19 protein-coding genes are annotated in these 24,370 nt (G+C 57.0%); 11 read left to right on the top strand and 8 right to left on the bottom strand.

Annotation, left to right across the window (positions count from 1 at the left end; genetic code table 11):
- Positions 1 to 364 precede the first annotated feature (364 nt).
- The 4 genes from xylF to xylR all read left to right on the top strand — a co-directional run bounded on the left by xylF (position 365) and on the right by xylR (position 5,370).
- Positions 365 to 1,357: a D-xylose ABC transporter substrate-binding protein gene (gene xylF / locus ACG0Z5_RS06810; protein ID WP_394446304.1), complete on the top strand. Its 993-nt coding sequence runs from the start codon at positions 365 to 367 to the stop codon at positions 1,355 to 1,357.
- Between the two features lie 62 nt (positions 1,358 to 1,419).
- On the top strand, positions 1,420 to 2,961 hold the full coding sequence (locus ACG0Z5_RS06805; protein WP_394446247.1) for a xylose ABC transporter ATP-binding protein: 1,542 nt from the start codon (positions 1,420 to 1,422) through the stop codon (positions 2,959 to 2,961).
- On the top strand, positions 2,939 to 4,120 hold the full coding sequence (gene xylH, locus ACG0Z5_RS06800) for a xylose ABC transporter permease XylH (protein WP_394446246.1): 1,182 nt from the start codon (positions 2,939 to 2,941) through the stop codon (positions 4,118 to 4,120). The genes ACG0Z5_RS06805 and xylH overlap by 23 nt, the downstream gene beginning before the upstream one ends.
- Positions 4,121 to 4,191: 71 nt before the next feature.
- Complete coding sequence (gene xylR, locus ACG0Z5_RS06795) at positions 4,192 to 5,370, top strand: D-xylose utilization transcriptional activator XylR (RefSeq protein ID WP_394446245.1); 1,179 nt, start codon at positions 4,192 to 4,194, stop codon at positions 5,368 to 5,370.
- A gap of 65 nt (positions 5,371 to 5,435) precedes the next feature.
- Here the strand turns inward: xylR and ACG0Z5_RS06790 are convergent, their stop codons facing one another.
- Positions 5,436 to 6,263, bottom strand: coding sequence for a protein bax (locus tag ACG0Z5_RS06790; RefSeq protein WP_394446244.1), 828 nt, complete (start codon positions 6,261 to 6,263; stop codon positions 5,436 to 5,438).
- A 314-nt stretch (positions 6,264 to 6,577) separates the two neighbouring features.
- On the opposite strand from ACG0Z5_RS06790, the gene ACG0Z5_RS06785 reads away from it, so the two are divergent.
- On the top strand, positions 6,578 to 8,608 hold the full coding sequence (locus ACG0Z5_RS06785) for an alpha-amylase (RefSeq protein WP_394446243.1): 2,031 nt from the start codon (positions 6,578 to 6,580) through the stop codon (positions 8,606 to 8,608).
- Positions 8,609 to 8,750: 142 nt separating this feature from the next.
- Positions 8,751 to 10,007 (top strand): valine--pyruvate transaminase, encoded by a 1,257-nt coding sequence (avtA, locus tag ACG0Z5_RS06780; protein WP_394446242.1) that lies wholly within the window; start codon positions 8,751 to 8,753, stop codon positions 10,005 to 10,007.
- 22 nt (positions 10,008 to 10,029) lie between these two features.
- Here avtA and ACG0Z5_RS06775 read toward each other — a convergent pair whose 3' ends face one another.
- A complete protein-coding gene (locus ACG0Z5_RS06775) occupies positions 10,030 to 10,851 on the bottom strand; it encodes a helix-turn-helix domain-containing protein (protein ID WP_394446241.1) in 822 nt (273 codons plus the stop codon).
- Between the two features lie 249 nt (positions 10,852 to 11,100).
- Here ACG0Z5_RS06775 and ACG0Z5_RS06770 point away from each other — a divergent pair, with 249 nt between their 5' ends.
- Positions 11,101 to 12,501: an MFS transporter gene (locus ACG0Z5_RS06770; protein WP_394446240.1), complete on the top strand. Its 1,401-nt coding sequence runs from the start codon at positions 11,101 to 11,103 to the stop codon at positions 12,499 to 12,501.
- 10 nt (positions 12,502 to 12,511) lie between these two features.
- Entirely contained in the window at positions 12,512 to 14,467 is a 1,956-nt protein-coding gene (locus ACG0Z5_RS06765; protein ID WP_394446239.1) for a glycoside hydrolase family 127 protein, read from the top strand.
- A 163-nt stretch (positions 14,468 to 14,630) separates the two neighbouring features.
- Here ACG0Z5_RS06765 and ACG0Z5_RS06760 read toward each other — a convergent pair whose 3' ends face one another.
- Complete coding sequence (locus tag ACG0Z5_RS06760; protein ID WP_394446238.1) at positions 14,631 to 15,038, bottom strand: type II toxin-antitoxin system HicB family antitoxin; 408 nt, start codon at positions 15,036 to 15,038, stop codon at positions 14,631 to 14,633.
- Between the two features lie 40 nt (positions 15,039 to 15,078).
- Positions 15,079 to 15,240 (bottom strand): type II toxin-antitoxin system HicA family toxin, encoded by a 162-nt coding sequence (locus tag ACG0Z5_RS06755; RefSeq protein ID WP_394446237.1) that lies wholly within the window; start codon positions 15,238 to 15,240, stop codon positions 15,079 to 15,081.
- A gap of 279 nt (positions 15,241 to 15,519) precedes the next feature.
- Here ACG0Z5_RS06755 and ACG0Z5_RS06750 point away from each other — a divergent pair, with 279 nt between their 5' ends.
- From ACG0Z5_RS06750 to ACG0Z5_RS06740, 3 genes are read left to right on the top strand one after another with little or no spacing between them, the layout of a single operon-like run.
- Positions 15,520 to 15,975, top strand: coding sequence for a MarR family transcriptional regulator (locus ACG0Z5_RS06750; protein WP_394446236.1), 456 nt, complete (start codon positions 15,520 to 15,522; stop codon positions 15,973 to 15,975).
- A 26-nt stretch (positions 15,976 to 16,001) separates the two neighbouring features.
- The gene (locus ACG0Z5_RS06745) at positions 16,002 to 17,177 is read left to right on the top strand and encodes an efflux RND transporter periplasmic adaptor subunit (protein WP_394446235.1); all 1,176 of its coding nucleotides are present in this window, start codon (positions 16,002 to 16,004) and stop codon (positions 17,175 to 17,177) included.
- A gap of 10 nt (positions 17,178 to 17,187) precedes the next feature.
- Positions 17,188 to 18,729 (top strand): DHA2 family efflux MFS transporter permease subunit, encoded by a 1,542-nt coding sequence (locus ACG0Z5_RS06740; protein ID WP_394446234.1) that lies wholly within the window; start codon positions 17,188 to 17,190, stop codon positions 18,727 to 18,729.
- A gap of 57 nt (positions 18,730 to 18,786) precedes the next feature.
- Here ACG0Z5_RS06740 and ACG0Z5_RS06735 read toward each other — a convergent pair whose 3' ends face one another.
- From ACG0Z5_RS06735 to ACG0Z5_RS06720, 4 genes are all read right to left on the bottom strand, one after another.
- On the bottom strand, positions 18,787 to 20,325 hold the full coding sequence (locus ACG0Z5_RS06735) for an aldehyde dehydrogenase family protein (RefSeq protein ID WP_394446233.1): 1,539 nt from the start codon (positions 20,323 to 20,325) through the stop codon (positions 18,787 to 18,789).
- A gap of 86 nt (positions 20,326 to 20,411) precedes the next feature.
- Positions 20,412 to 22,271 (bottom strand): selenocysteine-specific translation elongation factor, encoded by a 1,860-nt coding sequence (selB, locus tag ACG0Z5_RS06730; protein WP_394446232.1) that lies wholly within the window; start codon positions 22,269 to 22,271, stop codon positions 20,412 to 20,414.
- Positions 22,268 to 23,656 (bottom strand): L-seryl-tRNA(Sec) selenium transferase, encoded by a 1,389-nt coding sequence (gene selA / locus ACG0Z5_RS06725; protein WP_394446231.1) that lies wholly within the window; start codon positions 23,654 to 23,656, stop codon positions 22,268 to 22,270. Before selA ends, selB begins: the two co-directional genes overlap by 4 nt.
- 93 nt (positions 23,657 to 23,749) lie before the next feature.
- Positions 23,750 to 24,358 (bottom strand): glutathione S-transferase, encoded by a 609-nt coding sequence (locus ACG0Z5_RS06720; RefSeq protein WP_394446230.1) that lies wholly within the window; start codon positions 24,356 to 24,358, stop codon positions 23,750 to 23,752.
- Positions 24,359 to 24,370: the final 12 nt, after the last annotated feature.

The following is a 24,370-nucleotide window of genomic DNA, read 5'->3' as shown; positions in this document are numbered from 1 at the left end:
GACGCGGCGAATACCAGGTTGTGGGTTAATACTGTTACCTGTTTGGCGGTTGCTCAATTACGTTATTTCACACTGAGATTAAGAGAATCCACAAACGTGCGCTGGCTCGCAAAATATTTCCCCTGTTGGCTCTTTTTTCGGCCTTGCTTCCAGACATCAATGCAACAAATAGCTGAAACGATTTAAAATCAGATCGCGGTCATAAATCAGAAAATAAACCAAATATCGTAACCAGAAGATAAAAATCTATAATTGCCATAAATCCCTCCCGTGCTAAAAATTTGCTGCGTATCCGTCGTATCTGTTTCTTTTATCGCCAATCTCAACACCCTCTATACCCAGAAAAGGCCCTACGATGATGAAGATAAAGATAAAGAACCTCTGCCTCACGCTCTGTGCCTCGCTGCTGCTGACAAGCTTTGCAGGCATCGCCAAAGAAGTGAAAATCGGGATGGCTATCGACGACCTGCGTCTGGAACGTTGGCAAAAGGATCGCGATATATTTGTGAATAAGGCCGAATCATTAGGCGCAAAAGTATTTGTGCAGTCGGCCAACGGTAACGAAGAAACGCAAATGTCGCAGATTGAAAATATGATCAACCGCGGCGTCGATGTGTTGGTTATTATTCCTTACAACGGTCAGGTGCTCAGCAACGTCATTAAAGAAGCCAAACAGGAAGGCATAAAAGTGCTGGCGTATGACCGTATGATTAATAACGCCGATATTGATTTTTATATTTCTTTTGATAATGAAAAAGTCGGTGAAATGCAGGCCCAAAGCCTGGTTGCTAAAGTGCCGACCGGGAATTACTTCCTGATGGGCGGCTCACCGGTGGATAACAACGCCAAGCTGTTCCGTGCTGGTCAGATGAAAGTCTTAAAACCGTATATCGACGACGGTAAAATTAAGGTCGTGGGCGATCAGTGGGCCGACGGTTGGCTGCCGGAAAATGCGCTGAAGATTATGGAGAACGCGCTCACCGCCAATAACAACAAAATTGATGCCGTGGTGGCGTCAAACGATGCCACCGCCGGGGGGGCAATTCAGGCGCTGAGCGCTCAGGGTCTGGCGGGCAAAGTTGCCATTTCCGGCCAGGATGCTGACCTCGCAGGGGTGAAACGCATTATCGCCGGCACCCAGACCATGACCGTGTATAAACCCATCACCCAGCTCGCCACCACCGCCGCTGAAATTGCCGTGGAACTGGGCAACGGGCAGCAGCCTAAATCTGACGCGACGCTCAATAATGGCCTGAAAGACGTGCCTGCACGCCTGTTAACGCCAATTGAAGTCAATAAAACCAACATCGACGACACCGTGATTAAAGACGGCTTCCACAAGAAGAGCGAACTGTAATTCCGCGCGCCCCTCTCTCGAGGGGCATTTCCCTTCTACGTGGAACGCTACACGGAGTCGCTATGCCTTATCTACTTGAAATGAAGAGCATTACCAAAGCCTTTGGCGCGGTAAAAGCTGTCGATAATGTCAGCCTGCGCCTTAACGCCGGGGAAGTGGTATCCCTGTGCGGGGAAAACGGATCGGGGAAATCGACGCTGATGAAAGTGCTGTGCGGCATTTACCCCCACGGCAGCTTTGAGGGCGAAATTGTGTTTGCCGGTGAACCGCTCCAGGCGGCGCATATTCGCGACACTGAGCGCCGGGGCATCGCCATTATTCACCAGGAGCTAGCGCTGGTGAAGCATCTGACGGTACTGGAAAACATATTCCTCGGGGCGGAAATCTCCCGCCACGGCATTCTCGATTACGACCAGATGACCCTGCGCTGCGAGAAATTGCTCGCCCAGGTCAGCCTTGCCATTTCGCCCGATACTCGGGTAGGCGATTTAGGGCTGGGACAACAGCAGCTGGTCGAAATAGCCAAGGCGCTGAACAAACAGGTACGTCTGCTTATTCTGGACGAACCGACAGCGTCGCTCACCGAACAAGAAACGGCGGTGCTGCTGAATATTATTCGTGACCTGCAAAACCACGGCATTGCCGGTATTTATATCTCCCACAAGCTTAACGAAGTGAAAACTATCTCGGACACCATTTGTGTTATCCGCGATGGGCAACACATCGGCACCCGCGACGCCAGCGGGATGAGCGAAGACGACATCATTACCATGATGGTCGGTCGCGAGCTGACCGCGCTGTACCCGAACGAACCCCATACGCCCGGAGAAGAAATCCTGCGGGTGGAAAACCTTACCGCCTGGCATCCGGTTAATCGTCATATCCGGCGGGTGGATAACCTCTCCTTTTCCCTGCGGCGCGGGGAAATACTCGGTATCGCCGGGCTGGTCGGGGCCGGACGAACCGAAGCGGTGCAGTGTCTGTTTGGCGTCTGGCGCGGACGTTGGGAAGGCCGGGTATTTATCGACGGTCAGGCGGTGAACATTGAGAACTGCCAGCAGGCGATTGCTCACGGCATCGCGATGGTGCCGGAAGACAGGAAGAGAGACGGTATCGTGCCGGTGATGGCGGTCGGGAAAAACATCACCCTCGCCGCGCTGGACCAGTTTTCCGGTCCGCTCAGCGCGCTGGATGAGGCCGCAGAGCAGAACTGCATTCTGCAATCTCTTTCACGCCTGAAAGTAAAAACCTCTTCGCCCGAGCTGGCGATCGGCAGGCTCAGCGGCGGTAACCAGCAGAAGGCGATTCTGGCCCGCTGCCTGCTACTCAATCCACGCATTCTGATCCTCGATGAACCGACGCGCGGGATTGATATCGGCGCGAAATACGAAATCTACAAACTGATTAATCAACTGGTGCAGCAGGGCATTGCGGTGATCGTCATCTCTTCCGAACTGCCGGAAGTGCTCGGTCTGAGCGACCGCGTGCTGGTGATGCACGAAGGCAAACTGAAAGCGAACCTGGTCAATGATCAACTGACCCAGGAACAGGTAATGGAAGCGGCTCTGAGGAGTGAACGTCATGTCGAAAAACACGCCGTCTGAACTGAAGCTCGAGGCGCGGGCGCCTGTCGCCTTCGCCGGGCTTAAAAATCTCAATTTGCAGGTGTTTGTGATGATTGCCGCGATCGTCGTCATCATGCTGTTCTTCACCTGGACCACTGACGGCTCGTACCTCAGCGCACGTAACGTCTCCAACCTGCTGCGCCAAACCGCCATCACCGGCATTCTGGCGGTGGGCATGGTGTTTGTGATTATCTCGGCAGAAATTGACCTGTCGGTTGGCTCGATGATGGGCCTGCTCGGCGGCGTGGCGGCAATTTTCGATGTCTGGCTCGGCTGGCCTTTACCGTTGACCATCGTGGTCACGCTGGCGCTGGGCCTGGTGTTAGGGGCATGGAACGGTTGGTGGGTGGCGTATCGCAAAGTGCCTTCGTTTATCGTGACCCTCGCCGGGATGCTGGCGTTTCGTGGCATTCTGATTGGCATCACCAACGGCACTACCGTCTCGCCGACTAGCCCGGCAATGTCGCAAATCGGTCAGAGCTATCTGCCGGACGGTATTGGCTTCATCATCGGCGTAGTAGGGCTGATGGCCTCTGTCTCCTGGCAATGGCGCGGCCGACTGCGTCGTCAGGCGCTTGGGCTAAGTAACCCGGCCTCCACGCGCGTGGTGGGACGTCAGGCGATCACCGCCGTGATTGCGCTGGGCGCTATCTGGATGCTGAACGACTATCGCGGGGTGCCAACGCCGGTGCTGATCCTCGCCCTGCTGTTGCTGGCTGGCATGTTTATGGCTACCCGCACCGCATTTGGTCGGCGCATTTACGCTATCGGCGGCAACCTGGAAGCCGCCCGCCTGTCGGGCATTAACGTGGAACGCACGAAGCTTGCGGTGTTCGCTATTAACGGCCTGATGGTGGCTATCGCAGGATTAATTTTAAGCTCGCGTCTTGGGGCCGGGTCGCCTTCTGCGGGGAATATCGCCGAACTCGACGCCATTGCCGCCTGTGTGATTGGTGGCACCAGCCTCGCAGGCGGCGTGGGAAGCGTGGCGGGTGCGGTAATGGGCGCGTTTATCATGTCGGCGCTGGATAACGGAATGAGCATGATGGACGTGCCGACTTTCTGGCAATATATCGTTAAGGGTGCCATTTTGCTGCTGGCGGTGTGGATGGATTCAGCCACTAAGCGGCGGGCCTGATCGCGGCAGTTTCCGCTACGATGGCGGTGCCTTCGGGTATCGCCATTCTTGTCTCTTCAGGAAAGCAAAACATGTTTGAAAAGCGCCACCGCGTCACGCTGTTATTCAACGCCAACAAAGCCTATGACCGTCAGGTCGTGGAAGGCGTGGGCGAGTATTTGCAGGCGTCGCAGTCGGAATGGGACATCTTTATCGAAGAGGATTTTCGCGCCCGCACTGAAAACATCAAAGAGTGGCTCGGTGACGGCGTGATTGCCGACTTTGACGACCCGACCATCGAAGCCCTGCTCGGCGATGTGGAGGTGCCAATCGTCGGCGTGGGCGGCTCTTACCACCGCCCGGAGCAATATCCCGCGGTGCACTATATTGCCACCGATAACCATGCTCTGGTGGAAACCGCGTTTTTGCACCTGAAGGAAAAAGGCGTCCACCGTTTTGCCTTTTACGGACTGCCCTCCTCAAGCGGTAAACGCTGGGCGATGGAGCGTGAGCATGCGTTTTGCCAGATAGTGGCGAAAGAGAAATACCGTGGCGTAGTGTATCAGGGCCAGGAAACCGCCCCGGAAAACTGGCAGCATGCGCAGAACAGGCTGGCGGACTGGCTGCAAACGCTGCCGCCGCAAACCGGGATTATCGCCGTGACCGATGCCAGGGCACGCCACATCTTGCAGGCCTGCGAACATTTGCACATTCCGGTGCCCGAGAAGCTGTGTGTGATTGGCATCGATAACGAAGAGTTGACGCGCTATCTGTCACGCGTGGCGCTGTCGTCTGTGGCGCAGGGGACGCGTCAAATGGGCTATCAGGCCGCCAAGCTGTTACACCGCCTGCTTGATAACGAAAGCCTGCCGCTGCAACGTCTGCTGGTTCCCCCGGTGCGCGTGGTGGAACGCCGCTCGACGGATTACCGATCGCTCGACGACCCGGCGGTCATTCAGGCGATGCACTACATCCGCAATAACGCCTGCAAGGGCATTAAAGTGGAACAGGTGCTGGATGCGGTAGGGATTTCGCGTTCGAATCTGGAGAAACGCTTTAAAGAGGAAGTGGGGGAAACCATTCACGCGGTCATTCACAGTGAGAAACTGGAAAAGGCCCGCAGCCTGCTGGTTTCCACCTCATTATCCATAAACGAGATTTCGCAGATGTGCGGCTATCCTTCGCTGCAATATTTTTACTCGGTATTTAAAAAAGAGTACGACGCCACGCCGAAAGAATATCGGGAACGCTTTGGTGAAACGTTGATTTAGAAATTAAAAACTTAAAAACAAAAACGCCTTCCGATGGAAGGCGTTTCTTAGCTGACAGATTGCCATTACATATGGGCGGCAATCAGACGCTGGTTATCCTGGTACATACTGAACAGGAAGTTGTTATAGCTCGACCCACGAGTCGAATAGCCTTTCAGCTTGTGGATCATCGCACTGGCCGTGACTTCCTGGTCCGTTTTACGCAGCTGCGCACGGGACTTACGGAATGACTTATAAGCCGGATGCGTGTTCAGGTTCACCACATAGGCATCCACAGACTCTTTGACCGAGTCAAAGTGAGAGTAGCCTTTCACCTTGCCACTCCCCACAGGACATTTGCCCGAACCACATTTCATGCCGAACAGGTTGTTGTTGTTGCGCGCCAGTTTGGACGTGCCCCAACCGCTTTCTGCTGCGGCCATGGTTGCCACCATGCTGCCAGGAATAATATCCACACGCTCAAGCAGCGAGTTCCACGGAATTTTACGCGTGTTCCCGGTCCACCTGATTTTGTAGCGCTGAGTAATTTTTTTCATGCGCGCGCGTTCAGACGGCGACCAACGACCATCGTACTGCTTGGAAACAAGCCAGTTACGATCGGCGGTGATTGCCGCATTTTGGCTGGTAATATAAGGCATTACGGTCCGGAGAAACGCTTTTTTACGAGGTGTTCCGGAAGGGTATTTTCGCAAATCAGGAAGTGAACTACTCTTTGCACTATTGCGAGAATACTCTTGTTTACTGCTAACCTTACTACTACTGCTTGCCTTTATTATTGGGGCTTTGTGACTCGTTGTTGCTGTGTGCGTCTTTGCCAGCACGCTACCTGAAAATACACAGGTGAGTAACATGAGTATCGCGGCCCCATATCGTCGAATGGGAGTCGATATCATTAGGTCTCCTGGTCGGAAAAAATCATTCCAACACGTTGTTTTATCCACATAACTGCGAAATGAATCGCGAATCATAGCAAAAATACCGTGTGGACGCACCCAAAGAAATAATCCAATTCCGAAACAATGTCACGCATAAACCGCTCCCTTTCGGCTCATAAGCCTGAAATTGCTGGCTTAATCGCAGAAATTCCTTTTCTGATTTGAAGCCGATCACTCACCCTGCGCCATCCTCCCCTTGAATGTGGTTCAGGGATGAGGGACCGGATGGGCTCTGCTGGCAAAATGTACAAAAATCGACTCTGGTGAACGGAATGAAACGTGCCGCTCTGATATTGCTTCTGCTGCCCGAAATTACCCTGGCGGCCTGGACCGCGCCGGATTTTCCTGCCTTCAACGCGCAAGGCAGCGGAAAATTTGTCAGTCAGAAAACGCTGACGAAGGGTACTCGCCCGCTGACGTTAAATCTTGACCAGCAGTGCTGGCAGCCCGCCTCGGCTATCAAACTCAATGAGATGTTGTCGCTGGAACCCTGTCAGGGCGCGGCCCCGCAGTGGCGACTGTATCGTGACGGGGAATACACCCTAACCGTCGATACCCGCTCCGGCACGCCGACGCTGATGCTGAGCGTGGAAAGTACCGCCACGCCGTCGGCAAAGGTCGAGACCCGCCAGTGTCCGCGTTGGGACGGTAAACCACTAACGATGGATGTCAGCAAAGTTTTTACCGAAGGCAGCAAAGTCCGTGACTTTTACAGCGGCCAGACCACGTCGGTAAGCGGCGGGAAAATCACCCTGCAACCATCCCCTGACAGCAACGGCCTTTTGCTGCTGGAAAATGCGCAGTCAGACTCGCCCGCCGCCTTTAACTGGCACAATGCCACCGTCTACTTTGTGCTGACCGATCGCTATGTGAATGGAGATCCCGCCAACGATAACAGTTACGGTCGTCACCAAGACGGATTGCAGGAGATAGGCACTTTTCACGGCGGAGATTTGCAGGGACTTGCCAGCAAGCTCGATTATTTGCAGCAACTCGGGGTGAATGCGCTGTGGATAAGCTCCCCGCTGGAGCAAATTCATGGCTGGGTCGGCGGCGGCACCAAAGGTGACTTCCCGCACTACGCCTATCACGGCTATTACCCGCAGGACTGGACGAAACTTGATGCCAACATGGGCAACGAGGACGACCTGCGCCATCTGGTGGACGAAGCGCACAAACGCGGGATCCGTATTCTGTTTGACGTGGTGATGAACCACACCGGCTACTCCACCCTGGCTGACATGCAGCAGTACCAGTTTGGTGCACTGTATTTACAGGGTGAGGAGCTGAAAAAAACCTTGGGCGAGCACTGGACCGACTGGAAACCCGGCCCCGGCCAGAGCTGGCACAGCTTTAATGACTACATCAACTTCAGCGATAAACCCGCGTGGGACAACTGGTGGGGCAAAAAGTGGATCCGCACCGATATCGGCGACTACGACAATCCCGGCTTTGACGATTTAACCCTGTCGCTGGCTTTCCTGCCGGACCTCAAAACCGAATCGAAGGAAGCGTCTGGCCTGCCGATGTTCTATCAACACAAGTCGGATACCGCAGCTAAAGCGATTGCAGGCTTTACGCCACGCGATTATCTGACCCATTGGCTGAGCCAGTGGGTGCGCGATTATGGCATCGACGGTTTTCGCATTGATACCGCCAAACACGTTGAGCTTCCGGCCTGGCAACAGTTGAAAACCGAGGCCACCGAGGCGCTGGCGCAATGGAAGAGAGCCAATCCGGGCAAGTCGCCGGATAACGGTCCCTTCTGGATGACCGGCGAAGCCTGGGGCCACGGCGTGCTAAAGAGTACGTATTACCAGAATGGCTTCGATGCGATGATTAACTTCGATTATCAGGATCAGGCGGCGAAAGCGGTGGATTGCCTGGCGAATATCGACCTCACCTGGCAACAGATGGCCGACAAGCTGCAAAACTTCAACGTGCTGAGCTATCTCTCATCGCATGATACCCGGCTGTTCCGCGAGGGCGGCAGCGAGGCCGCAGAGCTATTGTTGCTGGCCCCCGGTGCGGTGCAGATATTCTACGGCGATGAGTCGGCGCGTCCGTTCGGCCCGACCGGGTCTGACCCGTTACAGGGCACGCGTTCGGACATGAACTGGCAAGACGTCGTCGGCAAAGAGGCCGCGACCGTCGCCCACTGGCAGAAACTCGGCCAGTTCCGCGCCCGTCACCCGGCGATTGGTGCGGGCAAGCAAACCACGCTTTCAATGCCGCGGGGTTACGGCTTCATGCGCGAGCAGGGCGATGACAAAGTGATGGTGGTGTGGGCAGGAAAGCCCTGAGGCCTAAAACAGAGTAATCATCCGTGATATGAGACATCAGCAGAAGAAGGAACCAAAGGTGCAACCCTTGCCCGGTTTGCACCTCGCTGGCGCAGGGGTTATGGTGAGCCCCTAACCAGTAAGACCGACAGAACACCTGCATATGACTTTTTCACTTTTCGGCGACAAATTCACCCGTCATTCCGGTATCACCCGCCTGATGGAAGATCTCAACGATGGCCTGCGTACGCCAGGCGCCATCATGCTCGGCGGCGGCAACCCGGCGCAAATCCCGCAGATGAACGACTATTTCCACCAGCTGCTGGCGGATATGCTGGAAAGCGGTAAAGCCACTGAGGCGCTGTGCAATTATGACGGCCCGCAGGGTAAAACCGAGCTGCTGGCAGAGCTGGCGAACATGCTGCGCGACGAGCTGGGTTGGGATATTGGACCACAGAACATTGCACTGACAAACGGCAGTCAAAGCGCGTTTTTCTACTTGTTCAACCTCTTCGCTGGTCGCCGTGCCGACGGGACCACCCGTAAGGTGCTGTTCCCGCTGACCCCGGAATACATCGGCTATGCCGATTCCGGCCTCGAAGAAGACCTGTTTGTCTCGGCCCGGCCAAACATCGAGTTGCTGCCGGAAGGCCAGTTCAAATACCACGTTGATTTCGAACACCTGCGCGTCACCGACGAAACCGGGATGATCTGCGTTTCGCGGCCGACCAACCCGACGGGTAACGTTATCACCGACGAAGAGCTGATGAAGCTCGACGTACTGGCTAATCAGCACGGTATCCCGCTGGTGATTGATAATGCCTACGGCGTGCCGTTCCCGGGGATTATCTTCAGCGAAGCGCGCCCGCTGTGGAACCCGAATATCGTGCTGTGCATGAGCCTGTCGAAGCTCGGCCTGCCTGGCAGCCGCTGCGGCATTATCATCGCCAATGAGAAAATCATCAGCGCGATAAGCAATATGAACGGCATTATTAGCCTCTCTCCTGGGGGAATTGGCCCAGCGATGATGTGCGAGATGATCAAACGTAAAGACCTGCTGCGCCTGTCTGAAACGGTGATTAAACCGTTCTATTACCAACGCGTGCAGGAGACGATCGCCACTATTCGCCGCTATTTACCCGAAGAACGCTGCCTTATTCACAAACCAGAAGGGGCAATTTTCCTCTGGCTGTGGTTTAAGGATTTGCCGATCACCACCGAAATTCTTTATCAGCGCCTGAAAAAACGCGGCGTGCTGATGGTGCCGGGCGATTTCTTCTTCCCGGGACTCGATAAACCCTGGCCGCACACGCATCAGTGTATGCGTATGAACTATGTGCCGGATCCGGAGAAAATCGAAGCGGGCGTTAAAATCCTCGCTGAAGAAATAGAAAATGCCTGGCGTGAAAGTGGATGCTAAGCCCGGCGGGTACTGAAAATTCCTAGCCGGAATTAATATGCTCTTTGCAATAGCGACGCTTCCACGCCGCGGGTGTGAGCCCGGTGTGTTTGCGGAAGATTTGTCGGAAATAGCCGGCGTCGTTGAATCCACAGCGTGCCGCCACTTCGGTTAACGACAGCGAATCACTGATCAACAGCTTCTCGGCCGCCATCACCCGTTGACGATGAAGCGACTCGGTCAGCGTCAGGCGAAACGTGCGCCGATATACGCGACCGAGGTAGTCCGCATTGCAATGCAGCTCTTTGGCAAGCGTTGAGGTTGAAAGCGGCAGATGAAACTGGGTGCGGATACTCTGTTGCGCCTTCCACGCCAGCGCCACGCCGGGGCTGTCACCCACGCTTTCCTCTACGCCCGCCGCCGAAAGCTGCTGGAGGATCAGTAGCAAAATGCACTCCAGCGCAATGCTGCGATGCACGTTCTCCTGCTCGCTCAGGAACTGGCGGAACAGGGCAATAATGTACTGCGGATGGCTCACGCTCGTGTGCTGGGGAATACTGAGTAACGTCTGGCGCAGGGCCGAGTCTGCCGCGCTTTCCAGCCAGTCAAAATGCAGCCAGTAAAATTTCAAATCGCCCGGAAACTGGCCCTCGCCAACGTGCTGACACCCCGGGCGCAGCAGCAGGCTATCACCTGCCTGCACCCTAAACAGCTGCCCTTCCTCACGAATCTTTAGCTCGCCACGTTCGACAAAAACCAGTTCCCAGGAGGTGAGTCTACGCGCCGGATGGCTGCCCACCCCGCGGGAAATGAACAGACCACCGTTTTGTACGCGAATCGGAAAAGCTATGGATAATTCGAGCATGGATATGTGTTTTTCCGCTTACTGAAAGATAAAAATTCACCTTTAGCATTGATTATTAACCATAAATAGCGCCATCACCGGACAGCGATCACAGTTTGCACATCAGGTCGGAATCCTCACCTTTTTATACTTTTCCCTTCCCTTGTTGCGCGGGCAATTCCGGGCAGAATTGAGGATGTACCTTGCACATCACATCCGAAGCCCGCGAAAAAGCGGGTCATACCCCCTGACTTACGTGAGGAGTTTTCGATGACTTCTGCTCCGATTACACAAGCCGAACTCGCCCAGCAGTCCATTAACGACGCGCTGTCGCTGCGGGAGAAAATCGGTTACGGGCTGGGCGACGCCGGCGGGACGGTGATCACCTGCCTTATCATGAACTTTCTGACCTTTTTCTATACCGACGTTTTCGGTCTGACCCCGGCGCTGGTCGGCACGTTGTTTATCGCCCTGCGCGTGTTCGATGCGATTTCTGACCCGATTATGGGAGTGATCGCCGACCGAACCCAAAGCCGCTGGGGACGCTTTCGCCCCTGGCAGCTGTGGATTGCGCTGCCGATCGGCATTATCGGCGTCCTGACCTTTACCGTCCCCGACGTCAGCATGAGCATGAAAATCGTTTGGGCATTCGGCACCTATCTGCTGCTGTCCATCAGCTACACCGCCATCAACGTACCCTACTGTGCGCTAATTAACACCATGACTACGCGCCATACGGAAGTGCTGGGCTGCCAATCCTGGCGCTTTGTGCTGTGTGGCGTGGCGGGGTTTTTAGTCTCCGTCGGGCTACCGTGGTTGGTCTCCGTATTCGGTAAAGGCGACGTGGCGCACGGCTGGCAAATGGGCGTCAGCATTCTATGCGGCGTGGCGGTGGTGATGTTCCTGTGCTGCTTCTTCTGGGTACGCGAGCGGGTGCCGCTGGACGCGCTGGGCAAATTTACCCTACGCCAGCACATCGCCGGGCTGCGGAAAAACGACCAGCTACTGCTGATGCTGGTGATGTCCTTCCTGCTGATTAACGTCTTTAACATTCGCGGCGGGGGCTATATGTACTTCATCACCTACGTATTACAAGGCAGCACGGCGTACACTTCGCTGTTCTTCACCATGGTGACCTTCGCTTCAATTTTAGGTTCGATCCTCGTCAATCCGCTGACCAAACGCGTCGATACCGTCAAACTTTACTATTACACCAATCTGGTTTTAGCCGCACTGGCGGTGGCGATGTGGTTCCTGCCCGTTGGCCCTGCGTGGCAGACGCTGTGGCTGGTTGTCATCCTTGGCAACGGCATCATCCTGGGCTTTACGCTGCCGCTGCACTTCGGCCTGATGGCCTTCGCCGACGATTACGGCGAGTGGAAAAACGGGGTGCGTTCCTCAGGCATGAACTTCGCGTTTAACCTCTTTTTCATCAAGCTCGCCTGGGCCTCCAGCGCCGGGATTGTCAGCCTGGTGTTTATCTTAGTGGCCTATCAGCCCGGCATCGGCAACCAGACGGCGGCCTCGCTGCACGGCATGACCGCGATGGAAACGCTGCTGCCCGCCGTGTTCCACCTGCTGCTGGCCTTCACCCTGCGTACCTGCAAACTCAATAACCCAATGATGTCGCGCATCGCCAGCGATTTACGCGTGCGCCATGTTCAGTCTTAAGGAGACCGTTATGTCTGTGATGGAAGTCGATTTACACAAGCTCAAAGTCAACGATCCATTTCTTGGGCAGTATCAGCAACTGGTTCGTGATGTGGTTATTCCCTATCAGTGGGACGCGCTGAACGACAGGATCGCACAAGCGGACCCGAGCCACGCTATCGAAAATTTCCGTATCGCCGCTGGGCTGTCAGAGGGTGAGTTTTACGGCATGGTTTTCCAGGACAGCGACGTGGCGAAATGGCTGGAAGCCGTGGCGTGGTCGCTGTGCCAAAAGCCGGACCCGGCGCTTGAAAAAACCGCCGATGAGGTGATTGAACTGGTGGCCGCCGCCCAGTGCGACGACGGCTATCTCAACACCTATTTCACCGTCAAAGCCCCCCAGGCGCGCTGGACCAATCTGGCGGAATGCCATGAATTGTATTGCGCCGGGCACATGATTGAAGCAGGCGTGGCGTTCTTCCAGGCCACCGGCAAACGCCGTTTGCTGGAGGTGGTCTGCAAACTTGCCGACCACATCGACAGCGTGTTTGGCCCCGGCGAGTCGCAACTGCGCGGTTACCCCGGCCATCCGGAAATCGAGCTGGCGTTAATGCGCTTGTTCGAGGTGACGCAGGAACCGCGCTACCGCGAACTGGTGAACTTCTTCGTCGAACAGCGGGGAACGCAGCCGCATTTCTACGATATCGAATATGAAAAACGGGGAAAAACCTCGTACTGGAATACCTATGGCCCGGCATGGATGGTGCAGGATAAAGCCTACAGCCAGGCGCATCAGCCGCTGGCTGAACAGCAAAGCGCCATCGGCCACGCGGTGCGTTTCGTCTACCTGATGACCGGCGTGGCCCATCTGGCGCGCCTCAGCCAGGACGAAGCCAAGCGTCAGGACTGCCTGCGCCTGTGGAGCAACATGGCTCAGCGTCAGCTGTATATCACCGGCGGGATCGGTTCCCAGAGCAGCGGCGAAGCCTTCAGTAGCGATTACGACTTACCGAACGACACGGTGTATGCCGAAAGCTGCGCCTCGATTGGCCTGATGATGTTCGCCCGCCGAATGCTAGAGATGGAAGCCGACAGCCAGTACGCCGACGTAATGGAGCGCGCACTGTACAACACCGTGCTCGGCGGGATGGCGCTGGATGGCAAACACTTCTTCTACGTCAATCCGCTGGAAGTGCATCCTAAATCGCTGAACTTCAATCATATATACGATCACGTCAAACCGGTGCGTCAGCGCTGGTTCGGCTGCGCCTGCTGCCCGCCGAACATTGCCCGGGTGCTGACCTCCCTCGGGCACTATATCTACACCCCACGTGAGGACGCGCTGTACATCAACCTGTATGTCGGCAACAGCGCAGAGATTGCCGTCGGCAATGAGACGCTGCGCCTGCGTATCAGCGGTAACTTCCCGTGGCAGGAAAAAGTCACGATCGCCATCGACTCCGCGCAGCCGGTGCAGCACACCCTGGCGCTGCGTCTGCCAGACTGGTGCAATGCCCCACAGGTGACGCTCAACGGCGTGCCGGTAGCGAAGGATGTCCGCAAAGGGTATCTGCATATCAACCGCCGCTGGCAGGAAGGCGACACCCTGACGCTCACCTTGCCGATGCCGGTACGTCGGGTGTATGGCAATCCGTTAGTGCGCCACGTCGCCGGGAAAGTGGCGATACAGCGCGGACCGTTGGTGTACTGCCTTGAACAGGCGGATAACGGCGAAGAGCTGCATAACCTGTGGCTGCCCGAGTCGGCAACCTTTAACGCCTTTGAAGGCAAAGGGTTGTTCGCGCACAAGGTGCTCATTCAGGCCGAAGGCTATAAGCACACCGCCGCCCAGCCCGATCAGCAGCCGCTTTGGCATTACGACCGCTCGCCCGCCACGCGTCAGGCGCACACCCTGACCTTTATTCCGTGGTTCAGCTGGGCCAACCGCGGCGAAGGCGAAATGCGGATTTGGGTCAACGAGGGGTGATTTTTCCGTTTGCCGGGCACAATGAAACACGCCACCCGATGGAAACGGTGGATGATATCTTTTCCTGGGCCGATATCCTAAAAGCCACGGCAGCACTTTATCTTTAAACGTTAGGGCTTCCCGCCCGGCGGCGCGAGCTTGCCGGGTCAACGAGATGTGCCGTTCACCCCAGCAGAACACGCCGTGCGGCTTCGGCGAGAAAGGCACTACGGTTGCTAAAGCGCGGGTGTTCGCGCACAAATCCATCGATTTTGACCAACAGCCGACGCGGGAGCGTGATATTGATTCGCTCCGCACGGCCATCGAATTGATGCATGTTGATATCCACCAGTAGCCATTGCCCGCCGCTGAAATCCTCTGGTCGGGTTTCCAGATGATGCTCAACAATGCCCGGCGTCGGGATATCTTCTTGCATCTCACACAGCGTTTCGAAGTGCGCCACCAATGCATTTCTTGCATCCTGGAAAGCGTCATCAAGCGAATCACCAGCAAAGTAACAGCCCGGAACGTCAGGGAAAAAACCGCTGGCGCTGCCATCAGCATCAGAATGGATATAAGCCGGATAAAACATATTTGCTCCTGATACGTTAGATTTTGAGTCCGGCTTGCCGTCAGATTTGCATCAGCGTGCCGGGTTTAATGTTTTTTTTCGGATGCGGAACGGTTACCAACCCGGGGCGTTCCGGATGATGGAATTGGTGATGGCTTCCCTTTGTACGCTTCTGGATCCAGCCGTGCTTTTTCAATATCACAATCACTTCCGCACTGGTCACGCTGCCTGCCTTAAATGATCATACACACCATACACATTCAATGAGTATCAGCCATCACAATACCGCTCCCCACCGGGTATGACCTTTGCTGATTTTTCATTCGGGAAAGCTCGCCGCAAAAAAGTTAATGTGCCGTGCAATCGACAGGATTTTTTGCGGGCATAGACGCAAACCTCCTCAGCCAAGCGGTTTGTCAATCCGTGTGCTTTACGCTGACACTATTTGACAATTATTGACCTGGCAGTAATCATAAAGTTAATTACTGACCAGGCAGCTATCATGACAACGCATTCGCAACCCCCCGCTAAAAACCTGCATCTGGGTTTACTTTTTCATCTGACCAACCAGTTTAAAGATCAGCTCATTGGGCATTATTTCTCCGGGGCGGGGATTACCGCGCCACAGTTTAAAGTGTTGATTAATATCTATAAGGGCAATACCAGCCCGGCGGAGATTTGCAAGAGCCTGCTGATGGATACCGGCGCGATGAGCCGGATGGTTGAGCGCATGGTAAAGAGTGGGCTTATCGAACGTCATCGCAACGCGCAGGACAAACGCCAGGTGATTCTGGCCCTGACCGAGAAAGGACAGTCGCTGTGCAATACGTTTCAGAATGAAGCGCTAAACACCATTCTGGCGGAACTCACCGCCCGTCTGACCGCTGAAGAATCCCAGCAACTACAAGCCCTTATTATCAAAATGCTGCCGGATGAATACACGGCGCCCCATCGCTAAGCTCCCGTTTTAAGGCCCTGAACACTATGGAAAACACCGCTCCTGAAGCCACTCAGCGTCCAAGCCGACGCAAACGTAACTTCGCTATTTTATTGCTGATCCTGGTGCTGGCCGCCGCGGGCTGTCTTGCCTGGTATCTGCTGTATGCCCGCTATTACGAATCCACCGACGATGCCTACGTCAACGGCAACCAGGTCACGCTCACACCGCAAATTGCCGGGACCGTGACCCAGGTGACGGTGGACGAAGGCGATTACGTGCAGAAAGGCCAGCCGCTGGTGCTGCTCGACCCGAGCGATACCGAAATCGCATTGCAGCAGGCCGAAGCTGACCTCGCCAGCACCGTGCGTCAAGTGCGTGGCTTATACAGCACCGCCGATAATTACCGTGCCCAGGTCGATGCGAAAAAAGTTGCCCTGCAAACGGCGCAGAATGACTACCGCCGTCGGCAGAAAATTTTCGCCAGCGGCGCCATCGCAGCGGAAGACCTGTCGCATTACCGCGATGCAGTGACCAGTGCGCAAAGCGATTTGCTCGCCGCGCAGCAGGCGTTGAAAACCAATCAGGCGATGGTGGATGACACCGTGATCGACAGCCATCCGGAAATTAAAACCGCCGTCGCCACGCTGCGTCAGCGCTATCTGGATAACGCCCGCAGCACGATTGTCGCGCCGGTCAGCGGGTATGTCGCCAAACGCGCGGTGCAGCTCGGGATGCGCGTCACCTCAGGCACCACGCTGCTGTCGATCGTGCCGCTGAAGGAAGTGTGGGTCGACGCCAACTTTAAAGAGAGCCAGATGCAGGATATGCGTCTGGGGCAAAAAGTGACCCTGAATGCTGACCTCTACGGCGATGACGTGCAGTACCACGGCACCATCGAAAGCTTAGGTATCGGCACCGGGAGCGCGTTTTCCCTGCTGCCAGCGCAGAACGCCAGCGGGAACTGGATAAAGATCGTGCAGCGCCTGCCGGTGCGTATTTTGCTCGACGAACACGACATGCAAAAACACCCGCTGCGTATTGGCCTGTCGATGAATGTGAAGGTCGATATTCGTGATCTCGATGGCCATCTGCTGCCGCAAAAAACCGTCAGCCAGCCGCGCTTTACCACCGACGTGTACAACACGCCGATGGCCGCCGCCGACAAACTGGTCGCACAAATCCTGCGTGATAACAGCCGCGCCGTAGCCGCACAGCGCTAAGAGAGCCCGCATGTCTGAATCGAAGGCGGCCTATACGCCCCCGAGCCTGTTTCTGGCGACGCTGGCACTGTCGCTGGCCACGTTTATGCAGGTACTGGATTCCACTATCGCTAACGTGGCGTTGCCGACTATTTCCGGCAACCTCGGGGTTAGCGCCGATCAGGGCACCTGGGTGATCACCTCCTTCGCGGTGTGTAACGCCATCGCCCTGCCGCTGACCGGCTGGTTTACCCGTCGCTTTGGCCAGCTGCGGCTGTTTATCGCCTCGGTGGTGTTTTTCACCCTGACCTCGTTCCTGTGCGGGTTTGCCCACAGCATGACGGAGCTGATTATTTTCCGCGCACTGCAAGGTTTTTTCGCCGGGCCGATGTTCCCGATGTGTCAGACGCTGCTGCTGGTTATCTTCCCGCCGATGAAGCGCAGCATGGCCCTGGCGCTGCTGTCGATGGTCACCGTGGTGGCGCCCATCGTGGGGCCGATAACCGGCGGCTGGATAACCGACAACTATTCGTGGCCATGGATTTTCTACATCAACGTGCCCATCGGGATTTTTGCCTCAATTGTGGTCTGGAGCCAGCTGCGCGGGCGCGAAGAAACCACTCAATCTTCGCCTATCGACTACATCGGCATTGCGCTGTTGGTGCTGGGCGTCGGGCTGTTGCAGGTAGTGCTCGATAAGGGCAACGATGAGGACTGGTTCTCCTCGACGCCGATTATCGTGATGTCGATTGTGTCGGCGGTAAGCCTGATTGCCTTTGTGCTGTGGGAGCTGGATGACAAGCATCCGATCGTTAATCTGCGGCTGTTTAAGGACCGCAACTTCGCGATTGGCACTCTGGCGCTGATGCTCGGCTATGCGGCATTCTTTGCAATTAACATTATTCTGCCGCAGTGGCTGCAAACGCAGATGGGCTATACCGCGATTTGGGCGGGGCTTGCCGCCGCACCGATGGGCTTTTTACCGCTGCTGCTAACCCCAATTATCGGCCGTTACGCCACCAAAGTGGATTTGCGTATTCTGTGCTCGGTGTCGTTCCTGACGATGGGCGCGTCCTGCCTGATGCGCGCGCAGTTCTCCACCGATGTGGACTTCCGCACCATCGCTAGCGTGCAGATGTTCATGGGGATCGGCGTGGCGTTCTTCTTTATGCCGCTCACCACCATCGTGCTGTCGAATTTGCACGGCAATCAAGTGGCGGAAGGTTCGGGGCTGGCGACGTTTTTCCGTGTGCTCGGTGGGTCGTTTGCCTCATCGCTGACCACCTGGATTTGGCAGCGCCGCGAAATCTTCCATCACGCGAATCTGGCGGAGAACGTGTCACAGTACAATCCGGCGGCGGTGGACTACGTGCAGAAGATGGGGGGCCCGACGCAGCAGCACTTTGCGCTGATCGATAAAACTATCGAACAACAGGCGTACATGATGTCGACCATCGATTATTTCTGGATATTAGGTTGGGGCTTTATGGGGCTGGTGCTGATTATCTGGTTTACCCGGCCACCGTTTGTGAAGTCCGGCGCACCGTCGGCAGCCGCCGCCGCGGGGCATTAAACGCCCGACGGCGCTGCGCTTACCGGGCCTACACACCGTAGGCCCGCATATTTCCCGCTAGAACAGGCCTAACGGTTTATCGGAGTAGCTCACCAGCAGGCACTTGGTTTGCTGGTAGTGTTCGAGCATCATTTTGTGGGTCTCGCGGCCAATCCCTGACTGCTTGTAGCCCCCGAAGGCGGCATGGGCAGGATAGGCGTGATAGCAGTTGGTCCACACGCGCCCGGCCTGGATCCCGCGGCCCATTTTGTAGGCCAGATTGCCGTTGCGGCTCCATACGCCCGCCCCCAACCCGTACTGGGTATCATTGGCAATCGCCAGCGCCTCCTCCATGGTTTTAAAGGTGGTGACCGAAAGCACCGGGCCAAAGATCTCTTCCTGGAATACCCGCATATTGTTTTTACCAAACAGGATAGTCGGCTCGAGGTAATAGCCCTCTTTCAGCTCCCCGTCGAGCACCTTGCGGCGTCCGCCGGTCAGCACGTCCGCCCCCTCTTTCTTGCCGATATCAATGTAGTTGAGGATGGTGTCCATCTGTCCGCTGGAGACCTGCGCCCCCATTTGGGTGATGCTATCGAGCGGGTTGCCGCTGCGAATGCTTTCCACCCGGCGAATGGCGCGTTCCATAAAGCGCTCATAAATCGATTCATGCACCAGGGCACGGCTCGGGCAGGTACAGACTTCGCCCTGATTGAAGGCAAACAGCGCCAGCCCTTCCAGCGCTTTCTCAAAGAAAGCGTCCTCTTCGTCCATCACGTCGGCGAAGAAAATATTCGGCGATTTGCCGCCGAGTTCGAGGGTCACCGGAATGATGTTCTGGGTGGCGTACTGCATGATTTGCTGGCCGACTTCCGTCGAACCGGTAAAGGCAACTTTATTGATGCGTTTTGACGTCGCCAGATATTCGCCGATTTCCCCACCCGCGCCGTTAACCACGTTAACCACGCCCGGCGGCAGCAGGTCGCCGATTATTTCCATTAGCATCAACACCGACAGCGGCGTCAGCCGGGCAGGTTTGAGGATAACGCAGTTCCCGGCGGCCAGCGCCGGGGCCATTTTCCAGCTCGCCATCAGCAGCGGGAAGTTCCACGGAATGATTTGCCCGACCACGCCGAGCGGCTCGTGGAAATGATAGGCCACGGTGTCGCTGTCGACTTCGCTGATCCCGCCCTCCTGCGCACGAATACAGGAGGCAAAGTAACGGAAGTGATCGATAGCCAGCGGCACGTCGGCGGCGGTGGTTTCACGGATAGGTTTGCCGTTATCCCAGGTTTCCGCCGTCGCCAATAGCTCAATATTCTGCTCCATGCGATCGGCAATTTTCAGCAGGATTGAGGCCCGATCCTGCACCGAGGTGTGCGCCCATTTGTCTTTGATTTTGTGCGCCGCATCGAGCGCCAAATCAATGTCTTTAGGCCCGGACGAGGCCACTTCGCACAGCAACTGGCCGGTTACCGGGGTCAGATTTTTGTAGTATTCACCGTCCGCCGGAGCGACCCAGTTGCCGCCGATAAAGTTGTCGTAACGGGGTTTGAGTTTCAGCGGGTAACCATAAACGCCGGGCTGGATGCCCGTGGAGGGAGGATTGTTGGTCATTACCGTCTCCTTGCAGTGGGGTGTCCTGTAAGGGTAGACGCGGCTGGCGATTTATTCGCCAGCCGTTTATCGCTTTACGAGCGCGGTCACGGATTGCGGTTATCGGCGTCCGGGAACAGCATGCCATCACGCAGGAGATGATCGTTGCCGCGACGGCGGGTAAAGCCGATGCGGTCGAAATATTCGAGGATTTGAATTGCCAGCTTACGCCCGACGTTGAGACTGTCACGGAAATCCGCAGCGCAGGTTGAGCCACGGGCGGTATCCAGCCCGCGAATCAGCCCGGCAAACTGCACGATGCGGTCGTTGCGGTAATAGCGGTCTTTGACGATGGCGGTGATCATCCCCTGCTGCGCCGCCTGCCGCAGCGTGACGCGCATGACCTGCTCATCGGTGCTGGTGTGCTGCGCCAGATCGCGCACCCACCACGGCTCGTCGCCAAATAACGGCTGCGCTTTGTGCCAGACGGCAGCCTGCTCCTCGGTAAATCCGGCTTTGTGGCTCGGCAAATGCAGCCAGCCGTGATGGCTGTCGATCAGGCCAGAAGCCCGCATTTTCTCCAGCAGCATCAGCACCAGCGCCTCGTCTTCCATCGGCAGCGCAATCCGGCGCAGACGCTCGCGGCCCGGACCGGGTTCATCCCGGTGCTGGTCGTGATAGGTCGCCAGCGCGTTGAGCAATTTTTCCTGCCAGCGGGCGGCCAGGCTGGCGCTGAGCAGGCTGTCGCCCGCCATCAGCACGTCGGCCTGGGCGGTGAGTTCCGCCAGACCCGCCGCGTTGAGCTGCCGCGCCCAGCCAAATTCGCTCAGGCGAAGCGCATCGCGCTGCAAATGGATATCCAGCGCCTGAGCGCTGTTTTCAGCCGTGGCCAGCGCCGAGAGCCAGCTCAGGTATTCAGGTTTTCGTTTGCCGCGACGTGGGGGATGCAGCGTCACTACCCGCGCGCCCGCCAAAGTGACGCGGGCCGAGATATCGCGCAGCACCAGCCGATCGTTGTCAGCCAGCCACAGCGGCGAGTCGAGTACCAGTTCCGCCAGATTGTTGTCCAGCAGCGACACCCGCCCGGTGATATGGCTCGCCGCGTGATGAATGTGCAGCGGCTGCCACTGAGTAAGCGGCGTGTGGCAATGCAACTCGACAATCACCCGCTCCGATGGCTCATCTGGCTGCTGCGCCAGCAGCCAGTCGCCGCGAGTGAGGTCTTCTTTCTGCGCATCGCCAGTGATGTTCAGGGCGATACGCTGCCCGGCATGGGCCTGGTCGACGGGCTGATTCTGCGCATGCAGGCCGCGCACGCGCATCGGGGTGTTGACGCCCGTCAGCCACAGCGTATCGCCAATCTTAACTTCGCCAGACAGCGCGGTTCCGGTTACCACCAGCCCAGCGCCTTTGACGGTGAACGCCCGGTCGATAGCCAGGCGGAAACGCTGATGTGCCACCTGCTGGCGTTCAGCCAGCTGTAAAAGATGCGCCCGCAGGGCGTCGATGCCGTGCATTTGCGTGGCGGCGGTCTCAAAAATCGTTACTGAGTCAAAGTCGTATTCGCGCAGAACGTCCTGAACTTGCCGATGAACCTCGGCAATTCTGGCGGCATCAACGCGACCGACTTTGGTCAGCGCCACGGTTAACGTCGGTTTCCCGGTCAGCTGTAAAATCGCCAGGTGCTCACGGGTTTGCGCCATCACCCCGTCATCACAGGCCACCACCAGCAGCGCATGATCGATCCCGCCGACACCCGCCAACATATTCGCCAGAAACTTTTCGTGGCCCGGCACGTCGATGAACCCAGGCACGCGTCCGTCCGGCTGCGGCCAATAGGCGTAGCCCAGATCGATGGTCATTCCGCGCGATTTTTCTTCCGGCAGGCGGTCGGCGTTAACGCCAGTGATCGCCTGCAACAGGGTAGTTTTGCCGTGGTCGACGTGACCGGCGGTGGCAATAATCATTTCAGCACACTCTCCATGAAGCGCGCCTCGTCCTCGAGGCAGCGCAGATCGAGCCACAGGCGTCCGTCATAAATACGCCCTAATATCGGCCTCTCAAGCCGACGCCAGCGTTGTGCCAGCGCATCGAGGGTCGTACCGCGACCGTCGTTGGGGGTAAAGGTCAGCGCGTGCGATGGCAGTCGGTCGACGGGCAGCGAGCCGCTGCCGATTTGCGATAAACAGTTTTCCAGCCGCACGGTGAACGCCGGGTAATGCGCCTGCAGCGCGGCCAGCAGCCGTTCGCCCTGGGCATGAATGTCATCCTGCTCGCGGGTTAACAGACGCAGGGTCGGCAGCGACTGGCGTAATTTTTCCGGGTGTAGGTACAGACGCAACGTGGCTTCCAGCGCCGCCAGGGTCATTTTATCCGCCCGCAGCGCCCGCTTGAGCGGGTGCTGTTGCAGTTTTGCAATCAGCTCGCGCTTGCCGACGATAATTCCGGCCTGTGGCCCGCCGAGCAGCTTATCGCCGGAGAAGCTCACCAGACTCACACCGCTGGCGATCAGCGCCTGCGGCATCGGCTCTTTCGGTAAACCGTACTGGCTTAAATCCACCAGCGAGCCGCTGCCTAAATCAGCCACTACCGGAATGCCCTGCTCCTGACCGATGGCCGCCAGCTCGGCTTCATCCACCGCTTTGGTAAACCCTTCCACGCTGTAGTTGCTGGTGTGGACTTTCATCAAGAGCCCGGTGTGCTCGTTGATGGCTTCCCGGTAGTCGCGTGGATGGGTACGGTTGGTGGTGCCCACCTCGTGCAGCCCGCAGCCCGCCTGACGCATCACGTCCGGGATGCGGAACGCGCCGCCGATTTCCACCAGCTCGCCGCGAGAGACCACCACTTCTTTACCGTTCGCCGTCGCCGCCAGCATCAGCAGTACCGCCGCCGCATTGTTATTGACGATGCAGGCGTCTTCCGCCCCCGTCAGGCGGCAGAGTAGATCCGCCAGGGCGCGATCTCGATGTCCGCGTCCGGCGTCATCCAGCGAATATTCCAGGGTGACCGGGGCGCGCATCACCTGGCTTACCGCCGCCACCGCCGCTTCTGCCTGAATGGCACGCCCGAGATTGGTGTGCAGTACGGTGCCGGTCAGGTTAAACACCGGACGCAGCGGGCTTTGTGCCTCCGCCGATAATCGCCCGGCAACGGCCTGCGCCCAGTCTGCGCCCCAGGCAGGCAGTTCGCCCTGTTCACGGATAGCTGCCCGGGCCTCGGCCTGCAACTGACGCACCACGTTCGCCACCTGGCTATGCCCGGCGTGGTCGATGAGCGAGGTAAAAGCCGGGTCGCGCAACAGGCGATCGGTGGCGGGTATTTGACTGAACAGCGAAGGGTTTTCCGGGGTCATGAGCAAGCCTGTGGTATGCCCCCTCCCGACGGGAGAGGGGAATAAACGTGCGGGAATTGTACTGCGGTTAGGGGCAGAACGATATTGATCGCGTTAGGCTTTTGGCGGTTCTGTGCGCGCAAAACTGTCGCGCTGGAACAGCGTTTCCACCAGCTTCACCAGATGCGGACGGGTGGCGCACCAGCCCGGCGAGACGCGGCGGAAATTGAGGTAGCCCACCGCACAGGCTACGGCGATGGTCGCCAGGTTCAGTTCATCGGCCTTCAGCGTGCCATCGGCAGCATAGGCTTCCAGGGCATCCAGCGCGCGGGTAATTTTCTCGCGCTGACGAACCAGTTCTTCCGGTGATTGTTGCGCCGCCGGGCGCGCCTGTTCCCGCACGGACACCAGGCCCGCATCCATAATGCCGTCGGCCAGCGACTCCAGCTGGCGCATCCGCAGCGCCGCTTTGGGGTCGCGGGGCACCAGCGCCGGGGCGATATCCAGCAGTTCGATGTACTGCGCAATCAGCGGTGAGTCGTACCAGCATTCACCGTCGTCGGTCACCAGCGCGGGCACTTTACCGAGCGGGTTGTACTTCGCCACGCCGTTTTCAGCGTTGTAGGGCATCTCGTTGATAAACTCGAACGTTATCCCCTTTTCCAGCAGGATAACCGAAATTTTACGCACAAACGGGCTGGTATAACTGCCGATCAGTTTCATCGCCTGCTCCCT

Source organism: Scandinavium sp. M-37 (assembly GCF_043558715.1).
GTDB lineage: Bacteria > Pseudomonadota > Gammaproteobacteria > Enterobacterales > Enterobacteriaceae > Scandinavium > Scandinavium vulneris_A.
Note: the sequence above shows the minus strand (reverse complement) of the source record. Positions and strands in the feature narration are given on the sequence as shown.

Coding starts and splice junctions, on each gene's coding strand:
- ACG0Z5_RS06805 (WP_394446247.1), top strand. CDS start 1,420: ATGCCTTATCTACTTGAAATGAAGAGCATTACCAAAGCCTTTGGCGCG.
- xylH (WP_394446246.1), top strand. CDS start 2,939: ATGTCGAAAAACACGCCGTCTGAACTGAAGCTCGAGGCGCGGGCGCCT.
- xylR (WP_394446245.1), top strand. CDS start 4,192: ATGTTTGAAAAGCGCCACCGCGTCACGCTGTTATTCAACGCCAACAAA.
- ACG0Z5_RS06790 (WP_394446244.1), bottom strand. CDS start 6,263: ATGATATCGACTCCCATTCGACGATATGGGGCCGCGATACTCATGTTA.
- ACG0Z5_RS06785 (WP_394446243.1), top strand. CDS start 6,578: ATGAAACGTGCCGCTCTGATATTGCTTCTGCTGCCCGAAATTACCCTG.
- avtA (WP_394446242.1), top strand. CDS start 8,751: ATGACTTTTTCACTTTTCGGCGACAAATTCACCCGTCATTCCGGTATC.
- ACG0Z5_RS06775 (WP_394446241.1), bottom strand. CDS start 10,851: ATGCTCGAATTATCCATAGCTTTTCCGATTCGCGTACAAAACGGTGGT.
- ACG0Z5_RS06770 (WP_394446240.1), top strand. CDS start 11,101: ATGACTTCTGCTCCGATTACACAAGCCGAACTCGCCCAGCAGTCCATT.
- ACG0Z5_RS06765 (WP_394446239.1), top strand. CDS start 12,512: ATGTCTGTGATGGAAGTCGATTTACACAAGCTCAAAGTCAACGATCCA.
- ACG0Z5_RS06760 (WP_394446238.1), bottom strand. CDS start 15,038: ATGTTTTATCCGGCTTATATCCATTCTGATGCTGATGGCAGCGCCAGC.
- ACG0Z5_RS06750 (WP_394446236.1), top strand. CDS start 15,520: ATGACAACGCATTCGCAACCCCCCGCTAAAAACCTGCATCTGGGTTTA.
- ACG0Z5_RS06745 (WP_394446235.1), top strand. CDS start 16,002: ATGGAAAACACCGCTCCTGAAGCCACTCAGCGTCCAAGCCGACGCAAA.
- ACG0Z5_RS06740 (WP_394446234.1), top strand. CDS start 17,188: ATGTCTGAATCGAAGGCGGCCTATACGCCCCCGAGCCTGTTTCTGGCG.
- ACG0Z5_RS06735 (WP_394446233.1), bottom strand. CDS start 20,325: ATGACCAACAATCCTCCCTCCACGGGCATCCAGCCCGGCGTTTATGGT.
- selB (WP_394446232.1), bottom strand. CDS start 22,271: ATGATTATTGCCACCGCCGGTCACGTCGACCACGGCAAAACTACCCTG.
- selA (WP_394446231.1), bottom strand. CDS start 23,656: ATGACCCCGGAAAACCCTTCGCTGTTCAGTCAAATACCCGCCACCGAT.
- ACG0Z5_RS06720 (WP_394446230.1), bottom strand. CDS start 24,358: ATGAAACTGATCGGCAGTTATACCAGCCCGTTTGTGCGTAAAATTTCG.